Raw genomic sequence first — 25,276 nt, forward strand, 5'->3', positions numbered from 1 at the left:
GGACGAAGGACCCACACCGCCGGGGCGCGCGCGCACCCTGCGCCGCGGGCGCCCTCGGCCCGGGTGACCGGCGGCGTAGGATGGGGCGTCCGCAGCACGGCACGCGTCGAGAGAAGGAGCGCACGGCACCCGCCGAGCACATGGCCGAGTCCAGCCCCGCACCCCGTGCACCCGAGCACCGTCACGCGCGCATCGAGCACCGCATCACCGTCCCGCCGGACGTGTCGATGGTCGAGCTGCTCGGGCTGCGCGACGAGGTGCTGCGCAGCATCGAGGACGGCTTCCGTGCCGTCGACGTCCACGTCCGCGGCAACGAGGTGACGCTCGCCGGCCCGGCCGGTGACGTCGCGCTCGTCACGCGCCTGCTCGACGAGCTGGTCGAGATGGCCGCCGCCGGCACGCCGCTGAGCCCGGAGGTGGTGACGCGCTCCGTCGCGATGCTCACCGCCGACGCGGGCGCGCGCCCCGCGGACGTCCTGACGTTCAACATCCTGTCCACGCGCGGTCGCACGATCCGTCCCAAGACGCCGGGGCAGAAGGGCTACGTCGACGCGATCGAGCGCAACACCGTCACGTTCGGCATCGGCCCGGCCGGCACCGGCAAGACGTACCTGGCGATGGCCAAGGCGGTGCAGGCGCTGCAGGCGCGCAAGGTCAACCGCATCGTGCTGACGCGCCCCGCCGTCGAGGCCGGGGAGCGACTCGGGTTCCTGCCCGGCAGCCTCTCGGAGAAGATCGACCCGTACCTGCGCCCGCTGTACGACGCGCTGCACGACATGGTCGACCCCGAGTCGATCCCGCGGCTCATGGAGGCGGGGACCATCGAGGTCGCGCCGTTGGCGTACATGCGCGGGCGGACCCTCAACGACTCCTTCATCATCCTCGACGAGGCGCAGAACACCTCCGTCGAGCAGATGAAGATGTTCCTCACCCGGCTCGGGTTCGGCTCGAAGGTCGTCGTGACCGGCGACGTCACGCAGGTCGACCTGCCCAGCGGCACGCGCTCCGGCCTGCGGGTCGTCGAGGAGATCCTCGCCGGGGTCGACGACGTGGAGTTCTGCCGGCTGTCGTCCTCCGACGTGGTCCGGCACCGGCTGGTGGGGGACATCATCGACGCGTACGCGAGGTGGGACGGGGCATGAGCGTCGAGGTGAGCAACGAGTCCGGCGTCGAGGTCGACGAGGCGGAGTTCGCCGCGCTCGGGCGGTACGTGCTGGACGAGATGCACGTGCACCCGCAGGCGGACCTGTTCGTGCGGCTGGTCGACGTCGCGACCATGACGGACCTGCACGTCCGGTGGATGGACGAGCCGGGACCGACCGACGTGCTGTCGTTCCCGATGGACGAGCTGCGCCCCGGGCGCGAGGGCGACCCCGCGGGCCCCGGTGTGCTCGGTGACGTCGTGCTGTGCCCGGAGGTCGCCGCCACGCAGGCGCGTGCCGCGGGCCACTCGACGGCCGAGGAGATGCTGCTGCTGACGACGCACGGGATCCTGCACCTGCTCGGCTACGACCATGCCGAGCCGGACGAGGAGAAGGAGATGTTCGCGCTGCAGCGTCGCCTGCTCCTGACGTTCCTGGCCGGTCGATGAGCGGCGTCCCCGTCGCCCTGCTCCTCACCGTCGCGCTGCTCGGGATCGTCCTGGCGGCCGCGCTGTCGGCCGGTGAGGTCGCGGTGCTGCGCGTCACGCGTGCCCGCGTCGCCGAGCTCGAGGGGGAGCGTCCCGGTGCGGCAGCCCGCGTGCGCCGGCTCGTCGACGACCCCGCGCGCGTCGCCGCCGCCGCGGCGTTCGTCCGCCTGCTGGGGGAGATGACCGCGACGGTCTGCCTGACCCTGGCGATCAGCGCGGGCACCCTGTCGTGGTGGGCCACGGCGCTGCTGGCCATCGCCGCGTGCGCGGTCGTGGCGTACCTGCTGGTGCGGGTGAGCCCGCGCAGCATGGGGCGGCGCCACCCCGTGGGCGTGCTCGCCAGCCTGTCGCGGCTGCTGCTCGCCGTCACCGCCCTGGCCGGTGGCGTGGGGCGCCGTGCCGACCCGTCGGAGTCGACGAGCGAGCAGGACGACGCCGAGCTGCGCGACATGGTCGAACGGGTCAGCGAGTCCGACGCGATCGAGGACAACGAGCGCGAGATGTTCCGCTCCGTGCTCGAGCTGGGTGACACGCTCACGCGCGAGGTGATGGTGCCCCGCACGGACATGATCACGACGCAGGCCGACACCCCGCTGCACAAGGTCCTGGCGCTGCTGCTGCGCTCGGGCTTCTCGCGCGTGCCCGTGGTCGGCGAGTCCGTCGACGACGTGGTCGGCGTGCTCTACCTCAAGGACGTCGTGCGGCGGATCCCCGCGCGCGGCGCCCACGGGGCGGTGCACACCGGCGAGGACCCGCTCGACGCGCCCGCGTCCTCGCTGGCACGGCCCCCCGTGTACGTGCCGGAGTCGAAGCCCGTCGACGAGCTGCTGCTGGAGCTGCGCGACGGCTCGAGCCACATCGCCCTGGTCGTCGACGAGTACGGCGGCATCGCCGGGCTGGTCACCATCGAGGACGCCCTCGAGGAGATCGTCGGGGAGCTCACCGACGAGCACGACACCAGCGCACCCGGCGTCGAGGACCTCGGCGACGGCGGCTACCGGGTGCCGGCGCGCCTGGGGCGCGACGAGCTCGGTGACCTGTTCGGCATCGCGGTGGAGGACGAGGACGTCGACACGGCCGCCGGCCTGCTGGCCAAGGCGCTCGGCAAGGTGCCGCTGCCCGGGTCGGTGGGCGAGATCCACGGCCTGCGGCTGCAGGCCGAGCGCGTCGAGGGACGCCGCAAGCGGCTCGCGACGGTGCTGGTGCACCGCGCCGCGGCGACGGACGACGACGCACCCACGACCCCCGCCCGCGGCACCTCGGCCGCCGGCACCCCGGCGCGCGGCACCCCCGCCGCGCGCGACCACGGCTCGGAGGCCGCCCGATGACCCACCGTTCCGGCTTCGCGTGCCTCGTCGGCCGCCCCAACACCGGCAAGTCCACGCTCACCAACGCGCTCGTCGGCCAGAAGGTCGCCATCACGTCGGGGCGCCCGCAGACCACCCGCCACGTCGTGCGCGGGATCGTGCACCGCGAGGACGCCCAGCTCGTGCTCGTCGACACCCCCGGCCTGCACCGGCCGCGCACCCTGCTCGGCGAGCGGCTCAACGACCTGGTGCGCGACACGCTGACCGAGGTCGACGTCATCGGGTTCTGCCTGCCCGCCGACGAGAAGATCGGTCCCGGCGACCGCTTCATCGCCGAGCAGCTCGCGCGGCTGAGGCCGCCCGGGCGGACCGGAACGCCCGTGGTCGCGATCGTGACCAAGACCGACACCGTGCCGCGCGCGCGCCTGGCCGAGCAGCTCATCGCCGTCGACCAGCTGGGGGAGTGGGCCGACATCGTCCCCGTCTCCTCGCGGGACGGGTACCAGGTGGACGTGCTGGCCGACGTCCTGGTGAAGCACCTGCCCGAGGGGCCCGCGCTGTACCCCGAGGGCGAGCTCACCGACGAGCCGGAGCAGGTCATGGTCGCCGAGCTGGTGCGCGAGGCGGCGCTCGAGGGTGTGCGCGACGAGCTGCCGCACTCCCTGGCGGTCGTCGTCGACGAGATCGTGCCGCGGGACCAGCCGCCGGGTGCCGACGGCCGTCCGCTGCTGGACGTGCGCGTCCACCTGTTCGTCGAGCGCGACAGCCAGAAGGCGATCGTCATCGGGCGCGGCGGCGCGCGCCTGCGCGACGTCGGCACGCGCGCCCGCACGCAGATCGAGGCGCTGCTCGGGGCCCGGGTCTTCCTGGACCTGCACGTCAAGGTGGCCAAGGACTGGCAGCGCGACCCCAAGCAGCTCGGACGGCTGGGCTTCTGAGGTGGCACTGGGGGTCTCGGGCACGCTGAGGCGTGCCCCACGTCCGGACGACCGCCCGCCGCGGCGCGGCGCGCGGTTCGGCTCGGCGTACCGACTGGTCGCGAGCGTCGCGCTCGGCGCGCTGCTGCTCGCGGTCGTCGGCGCCGTCACCGGACCGACGTGGGACCCGGCGCCGCTCGAGGAGGGCATCGAGGTCGCGACCGCCGACACCGCGATCGGCGGCGCGCCCGCCGCCGTGCGGTACGACGTGCGGGAGGTCGAGGTCACGGTGCCCCTGGACGGGGCGACCGTCGGGGCACGCATCTCCCTGCCCGTGGGGGTCGAGGAGCCGGCTCCGGCCGTGCTGTTCGTCCACGGTGCGGGCACGGGCCGGTACCAGCGGGCGTTCCTCAAGCAGGCCCGGTCCCTCGCGGAGGCGGGGGTCGTCGCGATGGTGCCCGACAAGCGGCTCGACACGTACTCCACCGCGCACCGCGACTACGTGGCGATGGCCCGCGACTACCTGCACTCCTTCGAGCTCCTGCGGGACCGGCCCGAGGTGGACCCCGCGCGTGTCGTGGTGTACGCGGAGAGCGAGGGCGGGTGGATCGCGCCCGTGATGGCGGCCGAGGAGCCCGCGATGGCCGGTGTGGTGCTCGTGTCGTCGCCGGTCGTGCCCCCGCGCCAGCAGGCGGCCTTCGCCGTCGACGCCTACCTGCGCAACACCGGCGTCCCGCACGCGGTGTTCCGGGCCATCCCGCGGGCCGTGGGCATGTCGATGCCCGGCGGCGGGTTCGAGTACGCGGACTTCGACGTCGCGCCGTACCAGCAGCGCATGACCCAGCCGGTCCTGGTCGTCTACGGCACGGCGGACGCCTCCATGCCGATCGTCCAGGGGGCGCTGCAGGTCCGGGCGGACCTGGCGCAGGCGGGCAACGAGGACGTCACCGTCCGCTACTACGAGGGGGCGGACCACGGGATCCGCGTCGGCGGCTCGCCGACCGAGCCCTTCCTGCGGGACCTGGCCGGCTGGGTCCTGGGGCTCCCCGTGACCGGGGACACCCCGCCGCGCGTGGCCGGGGCGGAGCCCGAGCAGACCTACGTCGCCGGCCCGGTGCCGCAGCCCCGGTGGCTGCGCGACGGCGTCGCGCTGCTGGTGCTGGTGCTCGGTGCGCCGGTGCTGATGCTGGTGTGCGGGCTCGCGGTCGGTGTCGCACGCGTGGTGGAGCGCGGCAGGTCGCGCCGGGACCCCGCGGCGCCGGTCCGTCGCTTCGCCCCGGGGATCGCCGGCCGGCTGGTCGCGCTCGGCGGGGTGACGGTGGCGACGGTCGGCGCGATGGTCTGGTACCTGCTGGCCGTCGCACGCCTCGCGCTCGACTACGAGCGCAACGCCTGGGTCGTGCAGGGCGGGTGGATCGGGGTGCGCGTGCTGGGAGTCGGCGCCGTGCTCGCCGCCGTGCTCCTCGCGCACCGCGCCCACGACGCGCGCGAGGAGGGCGTGCCGGTCGCACCGGGCGTGGTGCGGCGTGTCGCGGCCTCCGGCGTCGTCGCGGCCTCCGCCGTCCTGCTGGTCGTCCTGGCCTACTGGGGTGTCTTCCAGCTCAACATCTGAGGGTGAACTGGGCGGACGGACGTGAACCGTTCGGCTCAGGTGAGGCACCATGTGCGCCGATGACTTCTCAGGTCGGGACGGGGTGGTGCAGTGCGAACGTCGTGGGGTTCGGCGACGGACCGAGGTCGGGTCCGTGAGGTGAACGAGGACGCGCTCCTCGCGTACCCCCCGGTGTTCCTCGTCGCCGACGGCATGGGTGGGCACGACGCGGGCGACCTCGCCAGCAGGATCGCGGTCGAGGAGTTCGCCCAGCTCGCGGGTCAGCCGTCCGCGTCGTCCGACGACGTGCACGCCTGCTTCGCGCGCACGTCGACGCGCATCCGCACGGAGTTCACGCGCGGGCGCCAGGGTGGGACGACCGTCTCCGGGGTCGCGGTGACGGAGCACGACGGCGGCTGGTACTGGCTCGTGTTCAACGTGGGGGACTCGCGCGTGTACCGCTGGTCGGACGCCGCGCTGACGCAGGTGAGCGTCGACCACTCGGTCGTGCAGGAGCTGCTGGACTCGGGCGACCTGTCGCCCGACGCCGCGCGCCGGCACCCCGAGCGCCACGTGCTGACCCGTGCCCTGGGGACGGGCGAGCCCCCCGAGCCGGACTACTGGCTGCTGCCCGCCGGTGCCGACGACCGGCTGCTGGTCTGCACCGACGGCCTGACGCGCGAGCTCGCGGACCACGAGATCGGGCGCGTCCTGGCGTCCGTCGACGACCCGCAGGAGGCAGCGGCGATGCTCGTGCAGGAGGCCCTCGAGCGCGGCGGGCGCGACAACGTGAGCGCGGTCGTCGTCGACGTCGCCACCGCCACCGCGCCCGAGCAGACCCACGCCACCGCGCCGCGCTCGGCGCCCGACCTCGGGCCGCACCTGTGGGACGAGATGCTCAACGGCGCCACCGTGCCCCGTCGGCCGGCGGCACGTCCCGACCCCTCGCTCGTCCCGCCCGCGACCGCGGCCGACCACGCCCAGGAGGACCCCGCATGACCGAGCGCGCGCACCACGAGTACCAGGACGGCCGGTGGACCGCCGTCGCCGGTGAGGGGTTCCTCGCTCTGGTGGAGCCCGGCGCGGCACGTCGCGTGGTGGACGGGCTGTGGCAGGTGGCGAGCGCCGGCGGCGACGTCCTGGGTGCCCTCGGCGTGGTGGCGGCCGACGGCTTCGCCGCCCTGCCCGGGTTCGCCGTGGTGCGCACCGACGACGACGGTGCCGTGCACGCCGTGCTGCGAGGGCCGCTGCGGCTGCGCCTGCACGGTGCCGACGGCGTGCAGGAGGTCGCCGCCGGCGAGGGTGCCGTGTGGACCGAGCACCGCGCGCTCGGGGTGGCGGGTCTGGAGGTCGTGGTCGACGCCGCCGCCGTGCCGGGCACGGCGGACTGGTGGCCGTTCGTGGGTGGCGTCGTGCGGGCTGCGGGCCTGCGGTCGGGCAGGGTCGACGACCGCGCCCAGGAGGTCGTCGACGCGGTCGGGACCGCCACGCACGAGCAGCCCGTCGTGGCGGCCGCGCCGCCGCCCGAGGTGACGGCGGCCGCCCCGCCCACGCCGGTCGCGGAGCCGGAGCGGACCGGGCCGGAGCAAACCGAGCCGGTGGCGTCCGAGGTTCGGCACGTCGCGTCCGTGGACGTCGAGCCCGTGGACGTCGAGCCCGTGGACGTCGAGCCGGAGCGTGTGGAGGCGGAGCACGTCGAGCCGACGGCTGTGGAGGCCGAGCCCGTCGTGCTGGCCGCTGTGGAGCCGGAGCCCGTGGTGGAGCCGGAGCCCGTCGCGCCGGAGCCGGTGGTCGAGGTCGTGGAGCTCGAGGAGCCCGTGTCGGCGACGGACGGACCGACGGGGTGGTCGTCGTTCGACGCCTGGCCCGTCGCGCCGGCGCAGGAGCAGCCGCGGGAGCCCGAGCCGGAGCCGGCCGCCGAGATCCCGTGGTGGCCCCTGACGACCGCCGAGCCGGCGACGGCGACCGCGCTGGACGCGCCGCTCACGGCCGCGTCCGTCGGTGCCGCGACCTCGGGCTCCGAGGCCGGCCACGTCTCGCTGGTCTCCGGGCGGCCGGACGTCCTCGAGACGGCCGCCGACGACCACGACGGGATGACGATCCTGTCGAGCGACCTGGCGCGGCTGCGCGACCGCCTCCCGGCCTGGTCCCAGGACGGCGCGTCCGGACCGTTCCCGACGCCCGAGCCCGCACCGACGGCCGCGCGTCTCGTGCTGTCCACGGGCCTCGTCGTGACGCTCGACCGCGCCGTGCTCCTGGGGCGCGCGCCGCAGGTGGCCCGGGTCACCAACCGCGAGCTGCCCCGGCTCGTCACGGTGCCGAGCCCCAACCAGGACATCTCGCGCACGCACGCCGAGGTGCGGCTCGAGGGTGAGCACGTCGTCGTGACCGACCTCGACTCCACCAACGGCGTGCACGTGTCGCGCCCGGGTGAGGGCGTGCGGCGGCTGCACCCCGGTGAGCCGAGCGTCGTCGGCACGGACGAGGTGGTGGACCTGGGTGACGGTGTGACGTTCACGGTGGAGCGCACCGCGTGACCGCTCGCCGTGAGGCGTCCGCGCCGCCGGACCTGCCGGGCTACGAGTACGTGCGCGTGCTCGGGCTCGGGGGCTTCGCCGACGTCTTCCTGTACCGCCAGCACCTGCCGCGCCGCGACGTGGCGGTGAAGGTGCTGCTCGCGGGCAGCCTCGACGACGACGTGCGCCAGCGGTTCCAGACCGAGGCCAACCTCATGGCGCAGCTGTCGCACCACCCCTCGATCGTCACGATCCACCACGCCGCCATCGCGGCCGACGGACGCCCGTTCCTCGTCATGGAGTACTGCTCGCGCCCCGGCCTGGCCGAGCGGTACCGCGCCGAGCGGATGCCCGTGCCCGAGGTCCTGCGCATCGGCGTGCGGCTCGCGTCCGCGGTGGAGACCGCGCACCGCGCGGGCATCCTGCACCGCGACATCAAGCCCGCCAACGTGCTGACCACCGACTTCGGGTGGCCCGCGCTCACCGACTTCGGCATCGCGGCGACCACCGGTCCGGCCGCGCAGACCATCGGCATGTCGATCCCGTGGTCGCCGCCCGAGATGCTGGCCGAGCACCCCGGCGGGGACGAGCGCTCGGACGTCTACGCGCTCGCGGCGACGATCTACTCGCTGCTCGCCGGTCGCACCCCGTTCGAGCTGCCGGGCGGCAACAACAGCGCGCAGCAGCTCGTGGCGCGCATCGAGCGCTCGCCGCTGCCGCCGGTGGGACGCGACGACGTCCCGCAGCAGCTCCAGGCGGTGCTCGAGCGGGCGATGGCGAAGCACCCGTCGCGCCGGCACGCGTCGGCGGTCGCGGTCGCCCGCGCCCTGCAGGAGGTGGAGGCGGCGCTCCGGCTGCCGGTGACGCCGCTCGACCTCCCCGACGACCCGGGCGGCGCTGCCGGCGACACGCGGTCCGACGACGACGCGACCCGCCTGCGCGGCGTCGCGGTCCCCGGCGCGGCCACCGGCCGCCGTGTCGACGACGAGGACGCGACCCGTGCGCGCGCCGTCGTGGTGGGTCGCCCCACGCTCGTGCCTCCCGCTCCCGCACCGCCGGCGCCGCCGCCGGTCGGGGTCCCGGTCGGCCCGGAGCCGCGCCGGGGTGCCCGGGTGGCCGCTGCCGCGGCCGTGGTCGTGGTCGCCGCGGTGGGCACGGTCCTGGTGACCACACTCGGGGGTGCGGACCCCACCGGGCCGGTCGCGCCCACCGACAGCCTGGCCGCGCCGCAGACCGGTCCGGCGGCGGCCCCGGTGCCCGCACCGCACTCGCTCGCCGGCACGCGCGCGGCGGACGGGGCGGTGACGTTCACGTGGCAGAATCCGGACCCGCAGGACGGGGACAGGTACCTGTGGGGCGTGCTCGCCGTGACCGGTGAGCCCACCCTGGAGCTGGTGGACCAGGAGAGCGTCACCGTCCCCGCCGACCAGGGGACGGGTGAGGTGTGCATCCAGGTGTCCATCGTGCGGGCGGACCGCTCCGCGAGCGCGCGTCCCGCGCAGGGGTGCGCGCCGTGACGTGGTGGGACCCCCGCACGTGGCGCCGGCGCCCGGTGACCACGGTCGCGGCGGTCGTCACCGTGCCGGCCCTGGTGCTCACCCTCGCGCTGATGGACCGCGGCTTCCCGCTGGCGCGGGTGGACCTCAACGACGGCGGTGTGTGGCTGACCGCCACCGGCGAGCTGCGCGTGGGCAGGTACAACGTGCCGGTCGAGGAGCTCGACGGCGGGCTGGTGACGACCGGCAGCACGTTCGACGTGCATCAGGACGGCGGCTGGGTGCTGCTGAAGGAGCTGACGGCGGTCTCCGTCGTCGACCCCGCGAGCGTCGCGACGACGACGCAGCTGGCGACGGCGGACACCGAGGTGTCGATGGCGGCGGGCCGCGTCGCGTTCGTCGACCGCGTGGGCGACACCTGGGTGCGGCCGATGGGCGAGCTGGACCTGCTGGACCTCGGCGACGACGCCCCGGACCTGCAGCTCGGCGAGGGCGGCGCCGCCGTGGTCGCCCGCAGCGGGGCCGTCCTCGCCGTCGCACCGCAGGACGGTGCGGTGACGCTCGTGCCCGCGACGCAGCCGGTGGCGCCGCAGCGGCTGGGCGCTCTCGGCGAGGTGACGGTCGACGCGGTCACGGCCGTCGGTGACGAGCTCGTCGTGCTGTCGGGCTCCACGGTCCGCACGCTGGCGGGCGAGGTCACGGTCGACGACACCGACCTCGTGCTGCAGCAGCCGGGACCGGCCGCCCGCACGGTGCTCCTGTCGGGCACGTCGGCGCTGTGGGAGGTCCCCCTCGACGGCGGCGCGCCGCGACGGCACGACACCACCGGATCCGGCCGGCCGGCCGAACCCGTCCGCGTCGGGGACTGCGCCTACGCCGCGTGGGCCTCGGCCGTCGGCTCCTCGCTGCGACTGTGCGACGGCAAGGACCCCGTCGTCGAGGACCTCGAGACCATGACCGCGGCCGACCGGCTCGAGTTCCGGGTGAACCGCGGGTTCGTGGTGCTCAACGAGACCGTCGGGGGACGCGTGTGGCTGCCGCAGGAGGACACCGCGGTCCGCGTCCCGGACTGGGCGGACATCGTCCCGGAGGACGAGCCCGAGGAGTCCGAGGAGGACTCCGAGACCGGCGACGTCACCCAGGAGCCCGTGACGGAGTGCAGCGAGCAGAGCGCGCCGCCCGTCGCCGTGGACGACGAGTACGGCGTCCGGGCCGGGCGCACGCGCGTCCTGCCGGTCATCGACAACGACTCGTCGTCCGACTGCGGCATCCTCGTGATCTCCGTGCTCGACGCGCTGCCCCCCGACTTCGGCACGGTCGAGCGGATCCGCGGCGGGCGCGCGCTGCAGGTGCACGTCCTGGAGGGGGCCACCGGGACGGCGGAGCTGCGGTACACGGTCACCGACGGCCGCGGCCTCAACGCACCCGCGACGGCCACGGTGCGCCTCACCGTCAGCGACGGCGACGCGCCGCCGGAGCAGGTGCGCACGTCCACCCTCACGGTCGAGACCGGTGGCCGGCTCGTGCACGGCGTGCTCGCCGACTTCACGGACCCCGACGGTGACGACCTGCTGCTCGTGGGTGCCACCGCGGACCCGGCGGCCGGCACGGCCCGGTTCCGCCAGGACGGCGTGCTGACGTTCGCCGCGGACGGGGGCGCGCTCGGACGCACGACGGTGGCCGTGCAGGTCTCCGACGGCACGAACGTCGTCGAGGGCCAGGTGGCGGTCGACGTCCGCGCCGCCGGCTCGGTGCCGCCGCAGATCGACCCCGTGCACGTCGTGACGTACGTGGGGCAGGAGGTCGAGGTGCGCCCGCTCGACGCGGTGCGCTCCGCGTCGGCCGACCCGCCGCGCCTCGCCGCCGTGTCCGACACGGTCGGCGCGACGATCGTGCCGGACCTGCAGGCGGGCACGTTCGTGTTCAAGGCTCCCCGGGCCCAGTCGTACTACGTCACGTTCGTCGTCTCGGCGGGGCCCCAGCAGGCGACCGGGATCGCCCGGGTCGACGTGCGCGAGTGGCCGGAGCAGGCGCAGCCGCCCGTGGCGGTCCGTGACCTGGCCCTGCTGCCCGCGGGCGGCGAGGTCACGATCGACCCGTTGGCGAACGACGAGGACCCTGCCGACAACGTGCTGGTCCTGCAGTCCGTCACGGTCCCGGAGGGCTCCGGCCTGCAGGTCGCGGTGCTCGAGCACCGCTACGTGCAGATCCGGGCCGGGCGCACGCCCGACGGTCCGGTCGTCCTGGGGTACGACGTGTCCAACGGCTCGGCCACCGCCCGCGGCGAGATCGTCGTGCAGCCCGTGCCGCCGTCCGCCTCCTCCCAGCCGCCGGTGGTGCCGAACGTCGAGGCCACGGTGCGGGCCGGCGGCGTGGTGACGATCCCGGTGCTCGAGGGTGCGTCGGACCCCGACGGCGACCGGCTGACGGTGCTGCGCGAGCTGCCCGAGCCGCTCGCCGCGGGTGACGGACTGCTCTTCGTGTCCGGGGACGTGCTGCGGTACCAGGCGCCCGACCGGGCGCTCACCGCGCGGGCGACCTTCGCGGTGCAGGACACCGCGGGCAACGTGACCGCCGCCACCGTCACCGTCCGGGTGCACGAGTCGGACCCCGCGACCAAGTCCCCGCCGCGCCCCAAGGACGTCGACGCGCGGGTGTTCGACGGTGACAGGGTCCGCATCCCCGTGCCGCTGGTGGGCATCGACGACGACGGCGACGGCGTGACGCTGCTCGGGCAGGCGTCGGCACCGTCGCTGGGCCGGGTGGTCGAGGTCGGTCCCGACTGGATCGAGTACGAGGCGGACCCGGACTCGCGGGGGACCGACACGTTCACGTACGCCGTCGAGGACTGGGTCGGGCAGCGGGCCGTGGCCCGCGTGCGCGTCGGCATCGCGCCCCGTCCGTCCGGCGTGTCGGAGGTCGTCGCCGTGGACGACGCGGTGACGCTGCGCCCCGGGCAGCGGGTCGAGGTGCGCGTCCTGGCCAACGACATCGACTCGACGAGCCGCGAGCTGCGGCTGGAGTCGATCGAGCCGCCGGAGGGCGTGGTCGCCGAGATCCAGGGGCGACGGATCGTGGTCACCGCGCCGTCGACCCCGGGTGTGGTGCCGATCCCGTACCTCGTGACCAACGACGGCGGCGGGCGCGACTACGGCGTGCTCACGGTCACGGTGACCGACGACGCCCCCGTCCTGCCGCCCGTGGCGCGCGACGTCCTCGTGCCCGCCATCGACACGCTCGGCCGGACCGAGGTCTCCGTGGACGTCCTGGCCGTGGCGCAGAACCCGTCCGGTCCGCTGTCCGACCTCGAGGTGTCGGTGCCCTCGTCGCACGCGGACGTCGCGCGGGTCACCGCCGACGGCGACGTGGTGGTCACGCTCGTGGACCATGCGCAGAACGTGCCGTACCGGCTGGTCAACCGCACGTCGCCGGACGCCGACGCGTACGCGTTCATCACCGTGCCCGCCCTCGGGTTCTTCCCGCCGCAGCTGCGCCCGCGCGCGCCCGAGCTGCGCGTGGCGAGCGGTGAGCAGCTGGTGATCCCGCTCGCCGAGCACGTCCAGGTCGCACCCGGCCGCGAGCCCACCATCGCCGACCCCACCCAGGTCACGGCGCCCCGCTCGGACGGCGCCGAGCTCGTGCAGGACGCCGGCACGCTGGTGTTCAGGTCGGCGCCCGGCTACGCGGGGCCGGCGTCGATCTCCGTCCCGGTGACCGACCGCACCGGACCGACGGACGCGACCGCTCGCACGACCCTGCTGACCCTGCAGATCACCGTCTACGCGGTCGACGACCACCCGCCGACGTTCGACGGTGCCACCATCGAGGTGGAGCCGGGGGAGGCCGCGAAGCGGGTCGAGCTGCTGGCGCTGACGCGCGGGCCCGAGCAGGCCGAGGGCTCGGCGAGCCCCGCGGACCGCTACGGCTACCGGATGGTCTCCGGGACGCCCGCGGGCTTCGCCGTGTCCCTCGTCGGCTCGCAGCTGCAGGTGTCCGCCGACACGGACACGCCCAAGGGCACCACCGGCCGGCTCGAGCTCCAGGTGACGTACGGGCGCAGCGGCGTCCTGGACGTGGCCGTGGACCTGCGGGTCGTCGCGAGCACGCGCCGGACCGCGACGGTGCAGAACTTCGTCGTCGACGACGGGGCACAGGGCCGGGACACCACCGTGCGGGTGCTCGAGAACGCCGTGAACCCGTTCCCGGAGAAGGGTCCGCTGACGGTCGTCGGTGCCGTCGTCGAGACCGCGGGTGCCGGGACGGCCGGCGCCTCGGCGGACTCGGTGACGATCCGGCCCGACAGCGACTTCATCGGGCCGATGGTGGTGCGGTTCCGGGTGCGCGACGTGACCGGCGACCCCGGCCGCGAGGTCGAGGGCCGCATCACGGTCCGCGTCAGCGGGGTCCCGCTGGCACCCGTGCCACCGCGCATCGGGGAGATCCGGGACCGGACTGTGGTGCTGTCGTGGACCGCGCCCGACAACCGGGGTGAGCCGATCACGGAGTACCGCGTGACCGCGTCCCCGGGCGGGATCACCCGCAGCTGCGTCAGCACCACCTGCACCGTCGACGGGCTGACGAACGACGTCGAGTACACGTTCACGGTGGCTGCGCGCAACCGCATCGGGTGGTCGGAGGAGTCGCCGGCCTCGGCGCCCGCGCGGCCCGACGCCGTGCCCGAGGTCCCCGCCGCGCCGCGCCTCGTCTTCGGCGACCAGTCCGTCACCGCGACCTGGGAGGCCCCGGCCTCGGTCGGGTCCGCCGTCTCGAGCTACACCCTCGAGATCAGCCCGGCGCCCGAGTCGGGCGCCGTGAGCCGCACGACGACCGCGACGTCGTACACGTTCGACCGGCTGCGCAACGGCGTCGCGTACGCGGTGCGCGTGCGTGCCCACAACAAGGCGCCCGAGCCGAGCGGGTGGAGCATGTGGTCGGCGACGGAGGTCCCGGCGGGTGTGCCGGACGCACCGGGCGACCTGAGGGCGACCCGGGAGGACACGCCCCTCGGTGGGCAGATCTCCGTGGCGTGGGGTGACACCCGGCCCAACGGCGACGCGATCCAGGGCTACCAGCTGGTCATCAGCGGCGGGTCGGGGGGTGGCACGTTCGCCCTGTCCGCCGACGCGCGCTCCTACCCGTTCGTCGGTGCGGCGAACGGCGTGGAGTACACGTTCGAGCTCCGGGCCCGCAACAAGGCGGGCCTCGGTGCGCCGGCCGTCGCACGTTCGATGACGTTCGGCGTGCCGGAGGGTGTGACGGGCGTCGTCGCGCGGGGCGCCGTCGGTGGCGACCCGGGCAACGGGTCCGTCGACGTCACCTGGTCCCGTGCCGGCGACCGCGGGTCGCCGGTCACGGACTACCGGGTCAAGGTCACCGTGAACGGGAACGTGAGCGAGAGCTCTGTGGGGACCGGCACATCGACCTCGGTGTCCGGCCTGCGCGGTGGTGACCCCGTCACTATCCAGGTCCAGGCCTGCAACGCCGCCGGGTGCGGTGACTGGAGCGCGGCGGTCCGCGCCGACCCGACACCGGTCACGCGCCCGACCGGTGTGAGCGGGCTGGGCGAGCCGGTGCCCGCGTGGAACGGCGACCGCCAGGTCACGTCGGTCAGCGCCTCGTGGACGGCCGTCACGTGGGGCGGCAGCGACGGCTCCTACCGCGTCGAGTTCTACGTCGACGACCGCCTCACCGAGACGCAGACGGTGACGGGCACCAGCGCAGCCTCGTCGGCGGGCATGCCCACGTTCAACATCGTCAACCGCCGGGCCACCTTCCGGGTCGTCGTCACACCCGTCAACCGCGCCGGGGAGGGCGGGCGTGCGGCGAGCGAGGTGCGCGTCACGCGTGCCAGCGCGCCGGACGACGTCCGTGGCGGGTTCGGCCTGACCGTCGCCGCCGACGGCTCCACGGTGAGCGCGACCTGGTCACCGCCCGACGACGGTGGCGCCGGCATCATCGGCTACGACGTGGAGGTGGCCGTGAACGGCACCTGGCGGTCCCTCGGGCGCGTCGCGCAGGCGTCGCTGCAGGGTGCCGTGCTGCAGACGCCCGCACCCGCGGACTCCCGCGTCAGTGTCCGCGTCAAGGCCGTGAACGAGATCGGGTCGTCGTCGCGGTGGGGCGAGTCCCAGCAGGTCACCGTCCCCGCCGCCCCCGCCCCGCCCGATCCCGGGGACGGCGGATGAGCCGCCGACCGTCCCGTCCGCACGCCACCCCCGACTGGAGCCTGAGCACATGACCCCCGAGCAGACCACCTGGTTCGCCGAGACGTTCGACGCCCTCGTGGCCAACGTGGGGCAGGCGCTCCTCGGCAAGGAGGAGACGGTCCGCCTCGTCCTGACGGCCATGCTGGCCGACGGGCACGTGCTGCTCGAGGACGCGCCGGGGACGGGCAAGACGTCGCTCGCCAAGGCGATCTCGGCGACGGTGCAGGGATCGCACCACCGGATCCAGTTCACGCCGGACCTGCTGCCGTCCGACGTCACGGGCGTGACGATCTACGACCAGTCCACGCAGCGGTTCGAGTTCCACCCGGGACCGATCTTCGCGTCCGTCGTGCTCGCGGACGAGATCAACCGCGCCTCGCCCAAGACCCAGGCTGCGCTGCTGGAGGTCATGGAGGAGGCCAACGTGACCGTCGACGGCGTCACCCACCCGGTCGGGCGGCCGTTCATGGTGATCGCCACGCAGAACCCGATCGAGCAGGCGGGCACGTACCGGCTGCCCGAGGCGCAGCTCGACCGGTTCCTGCTCAAGACCTCGCTCGGCTACCCCGACCGCGCCGCGGCGGTCGAGATCCTGGCCGGCGCCAAGGACCGGACCGCGGCCCTGCGCCCGCGCATCACGACGCAGGCCGTGGGCACCATGGCCGACCTCGCCCTCACGGTGCACGTCGACGACGTCGTGCTCGACTACATCGCGCGGCTCCTCGAGGCGACCCGGGACGACCCGCAGACCGCGCTCGGCGCGAGCGTGCGCGGCGGCCTCGCCCTCGTGCGGTGCTCCAAGGTGCGCGCCGCGGCGGACGGGCGCGACTACGTCCTGCCCGACGACGTCAAGGTGCTCGCACAGGCCGTCCTCGCGCACCGCCTCATGCTGGACTCCGAGGCGGAGTTCGCGGGCGTGACGGCCACGGAGGTGGTGGGCCGCGTCCTGGAGCAGGTCGCACCGCCCGCGCTGCGGCAGGGCTGAGGCGTGGGTCTGCGGGTCGCACCCCTCGGCTGGGGGGTGACCGTCCTGGCGCTCGGCGCCCTGGTGGCCGGGCGCCTGCTGGGGTGGGGTGAGCTCGCCGCCGTCGGGGTGGCGCTGCTCGGCGTCGTCGTGGCGTCCCTGCTGATGACGGTGGGCCGCACGCGGTACGCCGTGGTGCTGGACCTGGCCGACAACCGGGTGCGGATCGGGCAGCGCGCCGTGGGTCGCGTCGACGTGCGCAACGCCGCGCGGCGGCGGTCCCTGCCCTCGCAGGTCGACCTGCCGGTGGGGGAGCGTGTCGTCGAGCTGGCCGTCCCGAGCCTGCCCCCGGGCGGCGCGCACGACGACCTGTTCGCGGTGCCGACGGACCGACGGGCGGTCATCGTCGTCGGGCCCGTGGTGTCGCGGCGCGGCGACCCGCTGGGGCTGCTGCAGCGCCGGCTGCGCTGGACCGAGCCGGCCGAGCTGTTCGTCCACCCGGAGGTCGTGGCGCTGGGCGGGGCCAACGCGGGGCTGCTGCGCGACCTGGAGGGCCAGGCGACGCGCGACCTGTCCGACTCGGACCTGAACTTCCACGCGCTGCGCGACTACGTGGCCGGTGACGACCGGCGCTACATCCACTGGCGCACCACCGCCCGTCGCGGCGCGCTCATGGTCAAGCAGTTCGAGGACACCCGCCGCACGCTGACGTCGATCGCGCTGGCGACGGCGACCACCGACTACGCGCACCCCGACGAGCTCGAGCTGGCGGTCTCGGTGGCCGCGTCGATCGCCGTGCAGGCGATCCGCGACGAGCGTGACGTCGAGGTGCTCGCCGGCCCGGGACGGCTGCGCACCGCCACCCCGCCGTTGCTGCTCGACGACTGCTCGCGGCTGTCGTGGTCGCCGGCCGGGGCCGGTGCCGTGCTGCTCGGCCGGCGGGTCGTGCGCGAGACGCCCGACGCCTCCGTCGCGTTCCTCGTCACCGGCGGGACGCCCACGGACGCCGACCTGCGGCTCGGGGCCCGCGCACTGCCGGCGGGAACCCGCGCGGTCGTCGTGCGGTGCGCCCTGGGCCAGGAGGTCGCCGTGCGCACCCAGGGCACGCTGACGCTGGCGACCGTGGGCGCGCTCGCTGACCTGCCGCGCGCGCTGCGTCGGGTGGTCGGATGAGCCGCCACGGAGGACCGCGATGAGGCCCGGGCAGCGGATCGGGGTCCGGGAGCCCGCCGACGCCGTCCGCGACGTGCTCGTGCTGACCGTCGCGACCGCCCTCGCCCTGACGCCCCTGCTGCCGGCCTACGGCTCGTCCGCGGTGCTCCCGGCGCTCGTCGGCGGGGTCGTCCTGGGTGCGACGGTGACGGTCGTCGGTGCCCTGCGTCGGTGGTCCGCGGTCGTCGTGGTCGCCGCGCTGGTCGGTGCGTACGCGCTCGCGGGCGGTGCCCTGGCGGCCCCGACGACGACGGTCGGCGGGGTCGTGCCCACGCCGACCACCCTGCTCGCGCTCGCGCGCGGCGCCGCGTCGACCTGGAAGCAGGTGCTCACGCTGCAGCCACCGGTGGGCGCCGGCGGCACGCTGCTCGTCGCGGCCCACCTGCTGGCGCTCGTCGGCACCGCGGCCGCCCTCGCCCTGACGCTGCGCGTGCGACGGCCGGCGGTCGCGGCCCTCGCCGCTCTGGTGCCCGTGCTCGTGCTCGTCGGCGCGATCGTGCTGGGTACCCGCCAGCCGCCCGTCCCGCCCGCCGTGGCGGGTACCGCGCTGGCCGTGCTGGGGCTGACGTGGGCGTCGTGGCGGACCGGCCGGTGGCGGCCGCGACGTGTCGTCGCCACGGGCGCGCTGGCGGCCGTCGCGCTGACCGGGGGACTGCTCGGGGGGCCCCTCGTGGTCGCGGACGAGCCGCGCGTCGTCGTCCGCGACGAGATCGTGCCGCCGTTCGACCCCCGCGACTACCCGAGCCCGCTCGCCGCGTTCCGGCGCCTCGTCAAGCTCGACGAGACCGTGCTGCTGACCGTGGACGGGCTGCCCGAGGGGGCGCGTGTCCGGCTGGCCACGTTCGACCGGTACGACGGCGTGGTCTTCAACGTGGCGGGTGACGGGACCGCGCAGGCGTCCGGTGAGTTCCGGCGCGTCGGGGACCGGATCGAGGTGCCGGTCGACGGTGAGCGCGCGCGCGTCGAGGTGACCGTCGGGGCGCTGCAGGGGGTGTGGCTGCCGACCGTCGGGTACGCCGCTGCGATCGACCTGGGACGCGCCACGGGGGACCTGCGGTACAACGACGCGACCGGCGGGGCCGTGGTCACCTCGGGCCTGCGCGAGGGGATGACCTACGCGCTGGACGTCGTCGTGCCGCCGGTGCCCGGTGCGGACGACATCGGCGACGCCGGTGCCGGCCCGGTCGTGCAGCCCGCCTCGCGGGACGTGCAGGCGGTCTCCGTGGCCGCGACGGACATCGCGCGCGACGCCGGCACCGCCGTGCAGATCACCGAGGCCATCGCCGTGCACCTCGCGGAGCAGGGCTACTTCAGCCACGGCATCACCGACGCGGGCGACCACCCGTCGCTCTCGGGGCACGGGGCGGCACGACTGGCCGACCTGGTGGCCGGCGACCTCATGGTGGGTGACGGCGAGCAGTACGCCGCGGCCGCGGCGCTGATGATCCACGAGATGGGCCTGCCGGCTCGCGTCGTCCTGGGGTTCGTGCCGGGGTCGGGCGACGACGACGGCGAGGGCGTGGCGCCGACGGACGAGGACGGCGCCGTCGAGATCCGCGGGCGCGACGTCCAGGCGTGGGTCGAGGTCGCGTTCGCCGGTCACGGCTGGGTGCCGTTCGACGTGACGCCGCCGCGCTCGCGCACACCGGAGCAGGAGCAGGAGGAGACGGACACCGACCCGCAGCCGCAGGTCGTCCAGCCCCCCGCGCTCCCGCCCGACCGTGTCACGCCGCCCGACGACGACACCGAGCAGCCGCAGACGGAGGACCCCGCGCAGGACGACTCCGGGCTGGCCGTGTGGCTGCGCGTCGCGGCGTGGGTCGGCATCGGGCTCGGTGGGGTGCTGCTCCTGCTGTCGCCCGTGCTGGTGGTGCTCGCGCTGAAGTGGCGCCGCCGTCGTCGCCGTCGTCGCGCCGCGGACCCCGTGCGCCGGGTCGCCGGCGGCTGGGACGAGGTCGTCGACGCGGCGCGCGACATGGGAGGCGCCCCGCCGCCCGCCGCGACACGCCGCGAGGCGGCGCGCGCCTGGGCGCTCTCGCTCATGGCCGGGCACCCCGCGGTGGCGGCGCGCGTCGAGGCGCTCGCGCGGCGGGCCGACCGGGCGGTGTTCGCCGCCGGCACGCCGGAGCGCTCGGAGATCGAGGCCTACTGGGCGGACGTCGACGCCGCGGTCGCCGAGCTGCGCCGCACGCTCCCGTGGCGCGGGCGCGTGCGCTCGCAGGCGTCCCTCGCCTCGTTGCGCGCGGCCGGGGGCCGGCAGTCCCGCGGCCCCCGCACGCCACGGGGGGTCGACGGCCGGCCGGCGGAGGTCCCCGCCGGTGGCCGTGGGGCGGGTGGCCGTGCGTCGGCGCCGCCCGGCACCACGCGCCGCGCCACCCGTCACGGCCGTTCCCGCCGTACCCGCCGAGCCCGAGGTGAACGATGAGCCCCCGCCCCGCCCCCGCCGTCGACGACCGTCCCGCCGGCCTCGGCCGGAGGTTCCTCGCGGTCCTGGTGGACCAGGTGCTCGTCCTGGTGCTGGGCGGTGGTGCCGTGCTGGTCGCCGTGGTGCGCGCCGCGGCGACGCTGCAGGACGGCGGCGCGGTGCCGGACGGGCAGGCGGCGCCGCCCGCCGTCGCACCCGCGCTGGTGGTGACCGGTGCCGTGCTGGCGCTGGTCGTGACCGTGGTGCAGTGGCTGCTGCACGGCCGCCACGGCTGGACGCTGGGGCGCCGGCTGCTGGGCGTGCGCACGGTCGACGCGCACAGCCGACGGCCGATCGGCGCGGGCCGCGTGCTCGTGCGAGGGCTCGTCGTCGCCGCCGGCTCCCTGGTGCTCGGGATCGGCCAGTTCGTCGTGCTGCTCTCCCCGCTGTTGGACCGGACCGGCCGTGGCCGGGGCTGGCACGACCGGGCGGTGGGTGCGGAGGTGCTGCGCGCCGCCCCGGGCGGTGCGCACGTGGCGGGCGGCCGGAGCGTCCCGGCGCCGGCCGCGGCGCGCTCGGCCCGCCCGGTGTCCGCGACGCCCGACCGTGGCGGTGAGGTGCCGCGCCCGCACGGCGTGCCGGCAGCCTTCCGGGACGCGGGCGCGCGTGGCGGCGTCCCGGCCGCGCCGGACGCCGTCGCGGGACCGACCACTCCGGCGCCGCCGTCCGGGGGCCTCGTGCTCGCCCCGCTGCACCCGACGCGCTCGGCGCCCGACCTCGACACCCGGGCGATCCCGGCGGTGCGGTCCGCCCCCGCCCCCACCCTCGCCTTCGGCCTGGCGCCCGAGCTCGAGCTGACGCGCCCGGCGCCGCCGCGCACCGACGTGGTCCCGGAGCCGCGGCCGGGGACGTCGACCGGCCTGCGGATCGCGCTCGACGATGGCCGCCGGGTCACGGTCGAGCGCCTCGCGCTGGTCGGGCGCAACCCGTCACCGGGTCCGGGGCTGCAGGTGGTGCGCGTCGTCGACCCGTCGCGCTCCGTCTCCAAGACCCACCTGCAGCTCGCCGTCGACGCGTCCGGCGGCGCCTGGGTCGTCGACCGGGGCTCCACCAACGGCACCCTGGTGACGCTGCCGGACGGCGGGCAGGTGGTGTGCCCCGTCGACCACCCCGTGCGGCTGCGGCAGGGGGCCGTCGTGGTGTTCGGCGACATGTCGCTGCGCGTCGTGGCGATGCCGCCGGCGGCGGCCCGCGTCTAGGGTGTGTCTCCCATGTCTGCCGTGAGGCTCGCGGGGGTGTGTGAGGGTGACGGCGTCTTCGCGGTATCGGGTGCTCTCTGACGAGCAGTGGGCTCGCACACGGCGCGGAGCAGGCGGCGGACGGCCACGCGGACTCGACACGAACGCCTACCGCGGCCGCGACGTCGTCGAGCGCGACTTCGCCCTGACCAAGCAGTGGCGCGGCCTGGCCACCCGCTACGACAAGCTCGCCATGACCTACCGCGCCGCAGTCATCCTCGCCGCCTGCATCACCTGGTCACGGGTAGAGCCGGTCGCGCTACAGCTCACGAATGTGGAGCAGGCTGCGCAGATTCACCTTCCGTCTGACGTGGGCTCGCTCAGCGCCGTCGACGACGACGGCCGCTCCTAGCCACGTCGCCCCGCTGAGCTCGACCAGAGCATGCGCAGCCTCGACCTGAGCACCCGTCGCGACCCAGTCGTCGACGAAGAGCACCCGCTCTCCGGAGCTCAGCAGCGCCCGGCGCGCCCCTAGCCGAAGGTGCCGGTCGCGGTAGTCCGGCGGCGTCGTGACCTGCCACCACGCGTCCGAGTCGGCCGCCGAGGGGTGGTTCTTCAACAGCTCCACGAACCCGACACCAAGATGGATCGCCACCAGAGGCCCGAGGAGCGAACCTCGGGACTGAGGTCCGGCGATCACGGTCGGCGACACGTCCGAGAACAGACCGGCCAGCGCCGGGCCGAGCTGCGCCAGCAGCTCCGCATCCCGCCACCACCCCGTCATATCGGCACGGAAGTTCGGGTCCGTCCGATCACCCAGCCAACGAAACCGCTCCTGCAAGCGCTCCTGGATCACGACTGATCCTAGAAGCGGTCGAGCTCCTCATGTGTGCTCCACGCTCAGATGGGAGACACGCCCTCGCCGGCCCGGTCCGGCCCGGGCCGGTCCGGTCGGTCGTCGGCCGCGCCCACCAGGGCGTCGAGGGCGTCCAGGACCCGCGCCAGGCCGAAGCGCCACGCGTGCTCCGCGCTGGCGGGCCCGGCCATCGCCTCGCCCGCGACCGCACCGACCCGCCGCGCCAGGGCGTACCGGTCGCCGACGTACGTGGCGAGCCGGTCCGCCCACCGGGCCCACACGGCCGCGGTGGCACCTGCCGGCGGGTCCGTGCGTCGGGCGCGCGCGGACGCCCGCACGAAGTCGGCGACGAACGCCGCGGCCGCGTCGCGGTCCAGGTCGTCCAGCCCGGTGCCGTCGAACGCGTGCAGCCGGTGGTCGTAGGCGGCGACGGTGCCGGGGCCGAACGCGGTCCGCTGGTCGTCGACGTCGAGGAGCCACGGGTGCCGCCCGTACGTCGCGAGGTCGGCCTCCGCGACGGCGGTGACCCGTGCGCGCCAGCCCGTGTCCGGGTGCGCCGCGCGGTGCTGCCGGGCGTGCACGGCGTCGACCATCAGCACCAGCAGGTCGTCGCGGGCGCCGACGTGCGAGTACACGGCGTTCGGGGCGACGCCCAGCCGCGCGGCGAGCCGGCGCACCGTCACCGCGCCGACGCCCTCGGCGTCGGCCAGCGCGACGGCCGCGTCGACCACCTGGGAGGTGGTGACCCGGGACCGCGGCCCCCGGCTGCCCGCGCGGGGCGCGGCGGGGTGGTCGCGCCACAACAGGTCGAGCAGCTCGCGTGCCACGCACCCTCCGGGAACACCCGCGCGGACAGATACCTTGTACGGTGAACAAGGTAGCCGACCCGGGCCGCGACCCGGCCGCGACCCCGTGAGGAGAACCGTGCACATCACCGGATCCGCCCTGTCCCTGACCGTGGACGACGTCGAGGCGTCGGCCGACTTCGCGCGCCGGCACTTCGGGTTCACCGACGCGATGTCGGCCGACGGGTTCGTCGCGATCACCCACCCGGACCTGGGCTGGAACATCACCCTGCTGCGCACCGGCCTGCCCTCGTTCCGGCCCGAGCGGATCGCCGGACCCTCCGGGCAGGGCCTGCTGATCGTGTTCGTCGTGGACGACGTCGACGCCGAGTTCGCCCGCGTCGCGGCCGCCGGCGCCGAGGTCGTCACGCCGCCCGAGACGGAGCCGTGGGGCGAGCGCTACTGCCAGTTCGCCGACCCGAACGGGATCGTCTGGCAGCTCGTCACGTGGGTGTGACGGTCCGCCCCTCGTGCATGGCCCCCGTGGCCTAGTCTCGGCCCATGGGTGCCATGCGCCCGGCCTCGCGGATGCGGCCGGTCGAGCTGGTCGACGACGCGGACGACCGTGGTCCGCCGGCCGGTGGGTCGTCGCTGCACGGCGGCGGCCCGGGTGCGGCCGGTCCCGGGGACCCGCCGACCGGCACCGGGCCGCAGCCCCCGGGACGGCGCTGGTGGCCCTGGGCCCTCGGGGCCCTGGTCGCGGTGGTCGCCGCCGGGGCGCTCGCGACCGCGGCGACCGAGCGGGCCGCGACCGCACGCGCGGACGCCTTCGCCCGGTTCGAGGGCGTCGTCCGCCCGCTCGACGAGGCCCCCGTGGTCCGCTGGCGCACGGGGGCCGACGGGCCGACACCGGTCATGACCTCCGGCGGGGCGATCGTGACCGTGTCCGACGACGAGGGGCCCTGGGTCGTGCGCTCCTCGGACCCCGCGACGGGGGACCTGCGGTGGCGTGCCGAGGTGACCGAGACGCCCGGCGCGGGGTTCGAGTCCGTCGCCGTGGCCTGCGCGGGTGACCCCGACCCGACCGCCCTGCTGCTGTGCCTGTGGAACGAGCCGAACGTCGTGTACGGCAGTGCGGGGGAGTCGACGCCGTACGTCCCGCCCACGCACGTCCTCGCCCTGGCACCGGACGACGGCACGCGGCGCGGCACCTGGGAGGTGACGGGCCCGCTGCTCGGGGCCCTGCGCCACGAGGACGATCTCGTCGTGGCGACCGCCCTGCCCGACCGGCGGGTGCTCGTCGAGCGTCGCGCCGGCGCCGACGGCACGGTGCGCTGGTCCTGGACCTCGCCCGGCCCGCTGGTCGACGACGGCGGCGTGCGTGCCGCACCCGACCTGCGGCTCGCGGGCGACGTCGTCGCGCTGGTGGCCGTCTCGACCGTCCTGTTCGACGTCGACGACGGCCGGGTGCTCGAGGACGGCCCCCCGGGGCGGCAGATCCTCGTCAGCGCACTGCCCGACGGCGGCTTCGCGACCTGGACCTCCGGCCTCGCGGGGCAGCTGCGGGACGCGGACGGCGCGGTGCGGGCGAGCGCTCCCGGGCTGCCCGCGTCCCCCGTGGGGGACCGCTCGGTCGACGCGCTGCTGGTCGACGCGGGCAGCCGGGTCCTCGGCGTGCGGCCGACCGACGGCACCACCGTCTGGTCGCTGCCGACCTCGATGTCGCCCGTGGCCGTGGCCGACGGGGTGGTCGTGCTCGCCGGGGAGGCTTCCGTGGGGGCCGCCGACGGTGCCGACGGGCGGCTGCTGTGGGAGCGGGACCTGGTCGTCGCGCCGCGGTCGTCGCCCCTGACGGACGCGCTGCACGTGCTGGTCGCCGAGCACGAGGGCCCGGACAGCACGACGCTGGTGGCCCGTGGGCTGCGCGACGGCGTCGAGGCGTGGCGGGTGGTGCTGCCCGACGGGGTGCGCGCGGTGACGGCGGCCGGTGGGCACGTGGTCGCGCGCACCGCGTCCGAGGTGCTCGTGCTGGGCTGACGCTCGGTGCCGGACCTGATGGACCGGACGGACCGGTCGGACCCAGCGGCTCGGGTCGGGAGCCGACGGCGGGACGGGTTGCGGACCGGGGCGCCCCCGGGGGTAGGGTCGTCCCGT

At 75.7% G+C, this 25,276-nt stretch carries 17 protein-coding genes and 1 pseudogene; 16 read left to right on the plus strand and 2 right to left on the minus strand.

Features of this window, described 5'->3' with window-relative positions:
• Positions 1–140 precede the first annotated feature (140 nt).
• The 14 genes and pseudogenes from J1G43_RS08445 to J1G43_RS19010 form a co-directional block, all read left to right on the plus strand.
• Entirely contained in the window at positions 141–1,142 is a 1,002-nt protein-coding gene (locus tag J1G43_RS08445) for a PhoH family protein (RefSeq protein ID WP_207341260.1), read from the plus strand.
• Positions 1,139–1,591: an rRNA maturation RNase YbeY gene (ybeY, locus tag J1G43_RS08450; RefSeq protein ID WP_207341051.1), complete on the plus strand. Its 453-nt coding sequence runs from the start codon at positions 1,139–1,141 to the stop codon at positions 1,589–1,591. Before J1G43_RS08445 ends, ybeY begins: the two co-directional genes overlap by 4 nt.
• Positions 1,588–2,958, plus strand: coding sequence for a hemolysin family protein (locus J1G43_RS08455; protein WP_207341052.1), 1,371 nt, complete (start codon positions 1,588–1,590; stop codon positions 2,956–2,958). Before ybeY ends, J1G43_RS08455 begins: the two co-directional genes overlap by 4 nt.
• The gene (gene era, locus J1G43_RS08460) at positions 2,955–3,875 is read left to right on the plus strand and encodes a GTPase Era (protein WP_207378323.1); all 921 of its coding nucleotides are present in this window, start codon (positions 2,955–2,957) and stop codon (positions 3,873–3,875) included. Before J1G43_RS08455 ends, era begins: the two co-directional genes overlap by 4 nt.
• A 1-nt stretch (position 3,876) precedes the next feature.
• Complete coding sequence (locus J1G43_RS08465) at positions 3,877–5,466, plus strand: S9 family peptidase (protein ID WP_249670558.1); 1,590 nt, start codon at positions 3,877–3,879, stop codon at positions 5,464–5,466.
• Positions 5,467–5,604: 138 nt separating this feature from the next.
• Complete coding sequence (locus J1G43_RS08470; RefSeq protein WP_307859527.1) at positions 5,605–6,444, plus strand: protein phosphatase 2C domain-containing protein; 840 nt, start codon at positions 5,605–5,607, stop codon at positions 6,442–6,444.
• Positions 6,441–7,982 (plus strand): FHA domain-containing protein, encoded by a 1,542-nt coding sequence (locus J1G43_RS08475; protein WP_207378324.1) that lies wholly within the window; start codon positions 6,441–6,443, stop codon positions 7,980–7,982. The genes J1G43_RS08470 and J1G43_RS08475 overlap by 4 nt, the downstream gene beginning before the upstream one ends.
• Positions 7,979–9,478 carry a serine/threonine-protein kinase gene (locus J1G43_RS08480; protein ID WP_207370586.1) on the plus strand — a complete coding sequence of 500 codons (1,500 nt, stop codon included), beginning with the start codon at positions 7,979–7,981 and terminating at the stop codon, positions 9,476–9,478. The genes J1G43_RS08475 and J1G43_RS08480 overlap by 4 nt, the downstream gene beginning before the upstream one ends.
• Complete coding sequence (locus J1G43_RS08485; protein ID WP_207378325.1) at positions 9,475–15,642, plus strand: Ig-like domain-containing protein; 6,168 nt, start codon at positions 9,475–9,477, stop codon at positions 15,640–15,642. Before J1G43_RS08480 ends, J1G43_RS08485 begins: the two co-directional genes overlap by 4 nt.
• Before the next feature lie 49 nt (positions 15,643–15,691).
• Positions 15,692–16,648: a MoxR family ATPase gene (locus tag J1G43_RS08490; protein WP_207341058.1), complete on the plus strand. Its 957-nt coding sequence runs from the start codon at positions 15,692–15,694 to the stop codon at positions 16,646–16,648.
• Positions 16,649–16,651: 3 nt separating this feature from the next.
• Positions 16,652–17,800 carry a DUF58 domain-containing protein gene (locus tag J1G43_RS08495; protein WP_207378326.1) on the plus strand — a complete coding sequence of 383 codons (1,149 nt, stop codon included), beginning with the start codon at positions 16,652–16,654 and terminating at the stop codon, positions 17,798–17,800.
• A gap of 19 nt (positions 17,801–17,819) precedes the next feature.
• On the plus strand, positions 17,820–20,264 hold the full coding sequence (locus tag J1G43_RS08500; protein ID WP_207378327.1) for a transglutaminase domain-containing protein: 2,445 nt from the start codon (positions 17,820–17,822) through the stop codon (positions 20,262–20,264).
• Positions 20,261–21,502: an RDD family protein gene (locus J1G43_RS08505; RefSeq protein WP_207378328.1), complete on the plus strand. Its 1,242-nt coding sequence runs from the start codon at positions 20,261–20,263 to the stop codon at positions 21,500–21,502. The genes J1G43_RS08500 and J1G43_RS08505 overlap by 4 nt, the downstream gene beginning before the upstream one ends.
• A gap of 76 nt (positions 21,503–21,578) precedes the next feature.
• Positions 21,579–21,788 (plus strand): annotated as a pseudogene (locus J1G43_RS19010) (transposase); the annotation flags it as partial.
• A gap of 12 nt (positions 21,789–21,800) precedes the next feature.
• Here the strand turns inward: J1G43_RS19010 and J1G43_RS08515 are convergent.
• Positions 21,801–22,337: a phosphoribosyltransferase family protein gene (locus tag J1G43_RS08515; RefSeq protein WP_307859528.1), complete on the minus strand. Its 537-nt coding sequence runs from the start codon at positions 22,335–22,337 to the stop codon at positions 21,801–21,803.
• Positions 22,338–22,381: 44 nt separating this feature from the next.
• A complete protein-coding gene (locus J1G43_RS08520; protein ID WP_207370583.1) occupies positions 22,382–23,164 on the minus strand; it encodes a TetR/AcrR family transcriptional regulator in 783 nt (260 codons plus the stop codon).
• Between the two features lie 97 nt (positions 23,165–23,261).
• Between J1G43_RS08520 and J1G43_RS08525 the strand changes: the two genes are divergently transcribed.
• Together J1G43_RS08525 and J1G43_RS08530 are read left to right on the plus strand one after the other, a co-directional pair.
• A complete protein-coding gene (locus tag J1G43_RS08525) occupies positions 23,262–23,639 on the plus strand; it encodes a glyoxalase/bleomycin resistance/extradiol dioxygenase family protein (protein ID WP_207370582.1) in 378 nt (125 codons plus the stop codon).
• Between the two features lie 44 nt (positions 23,640–23,683).
• Positions 23,684–25,159, plus strand: a complete 1,476-nt coding sequence (locus J1G43_RS08530) for a PQQ-binding-like beta-propeller repeat protein (RefSeq protein WP_207370581.1) — start codon at positions 23,684–23,686, stop codon at positions 25,157–25,159.
• Positions 25,160–25,276: the final 117 nt, after the last annotated feature.

Origin of the sequence: Cellulomonas sp. zg-ZUI22, from assembly GCF_017353535.1 — a bacterium.
Taxonomy (GTDB): Bacteria; Actinomycetota; Actinomycetes; order Actinomycetales; family Cellulomonadaceae; genus Cellulomonas; species Cellulomonas wangleii.

Coding starts and splice junctions, on each gene's coding strand:
- J1G43_RS08445 (WP_207341260.1), top strand. CDS start 141: ATGGCCGAGTCCAGCCCCGCACCCCGTGCACCCGAGCACCGTCACGCG.
- ybeY (WP_207341051.1), top strand. CDS start 1,139: ATGAGCGTCGAGGTGAGCAACGAGTCCGGCGTCGAGGTCGACGAGGCG.
- J1G43_RS08455 (WP_207341052.1), top strand. CDS start 1,588: ATGAGCGGCGTCCCCGTCGCCCTGCTCCTCACCGTCGCGCTGCTCGGG.
- era (WP_207378323.1), top strand. CDS start 2,955: ATGACCCACCGTTCCGGCTTCGCGTGCCTCGTCGGCCGCCCCAACACC.
- J1G43_RS08475 (WP_207378324.1), top strand. CDS start 6,441: ATGACCGAGCGCGCGCACCACGAGTACCAGGACGGCCGGTGGACCGCC.
- J1G43_RS08490 (WP_207341058.1), top strand. CDS start 15,692: ATGACCCCCGAGCAGACCACCTGGTTCGCCGAGACGTTCGACGCCCTC.
- J1G43_RS08500 (WP_207378327.1), top strand. CDS start 17,820: ATGAGGCCCGGGCAGCGGATCGGGGTCCGGGAGCCCGCCGACGCCGTC.
- J1G43_RS08505 (WP_207378328.1), top strand. CDS start 20,261: ATGAGCCCCCGCCCCGCCCCCGCCGTCGACGACCGTCCCGCCGGCCTC.
- J1G43_RS08530 (WP_207370581.1), top strand. CDS start 23,684: ATGGGTGCCATGCGCCCGGCCTCGCGGATGCGGCCGGTCGAGCTGGTC.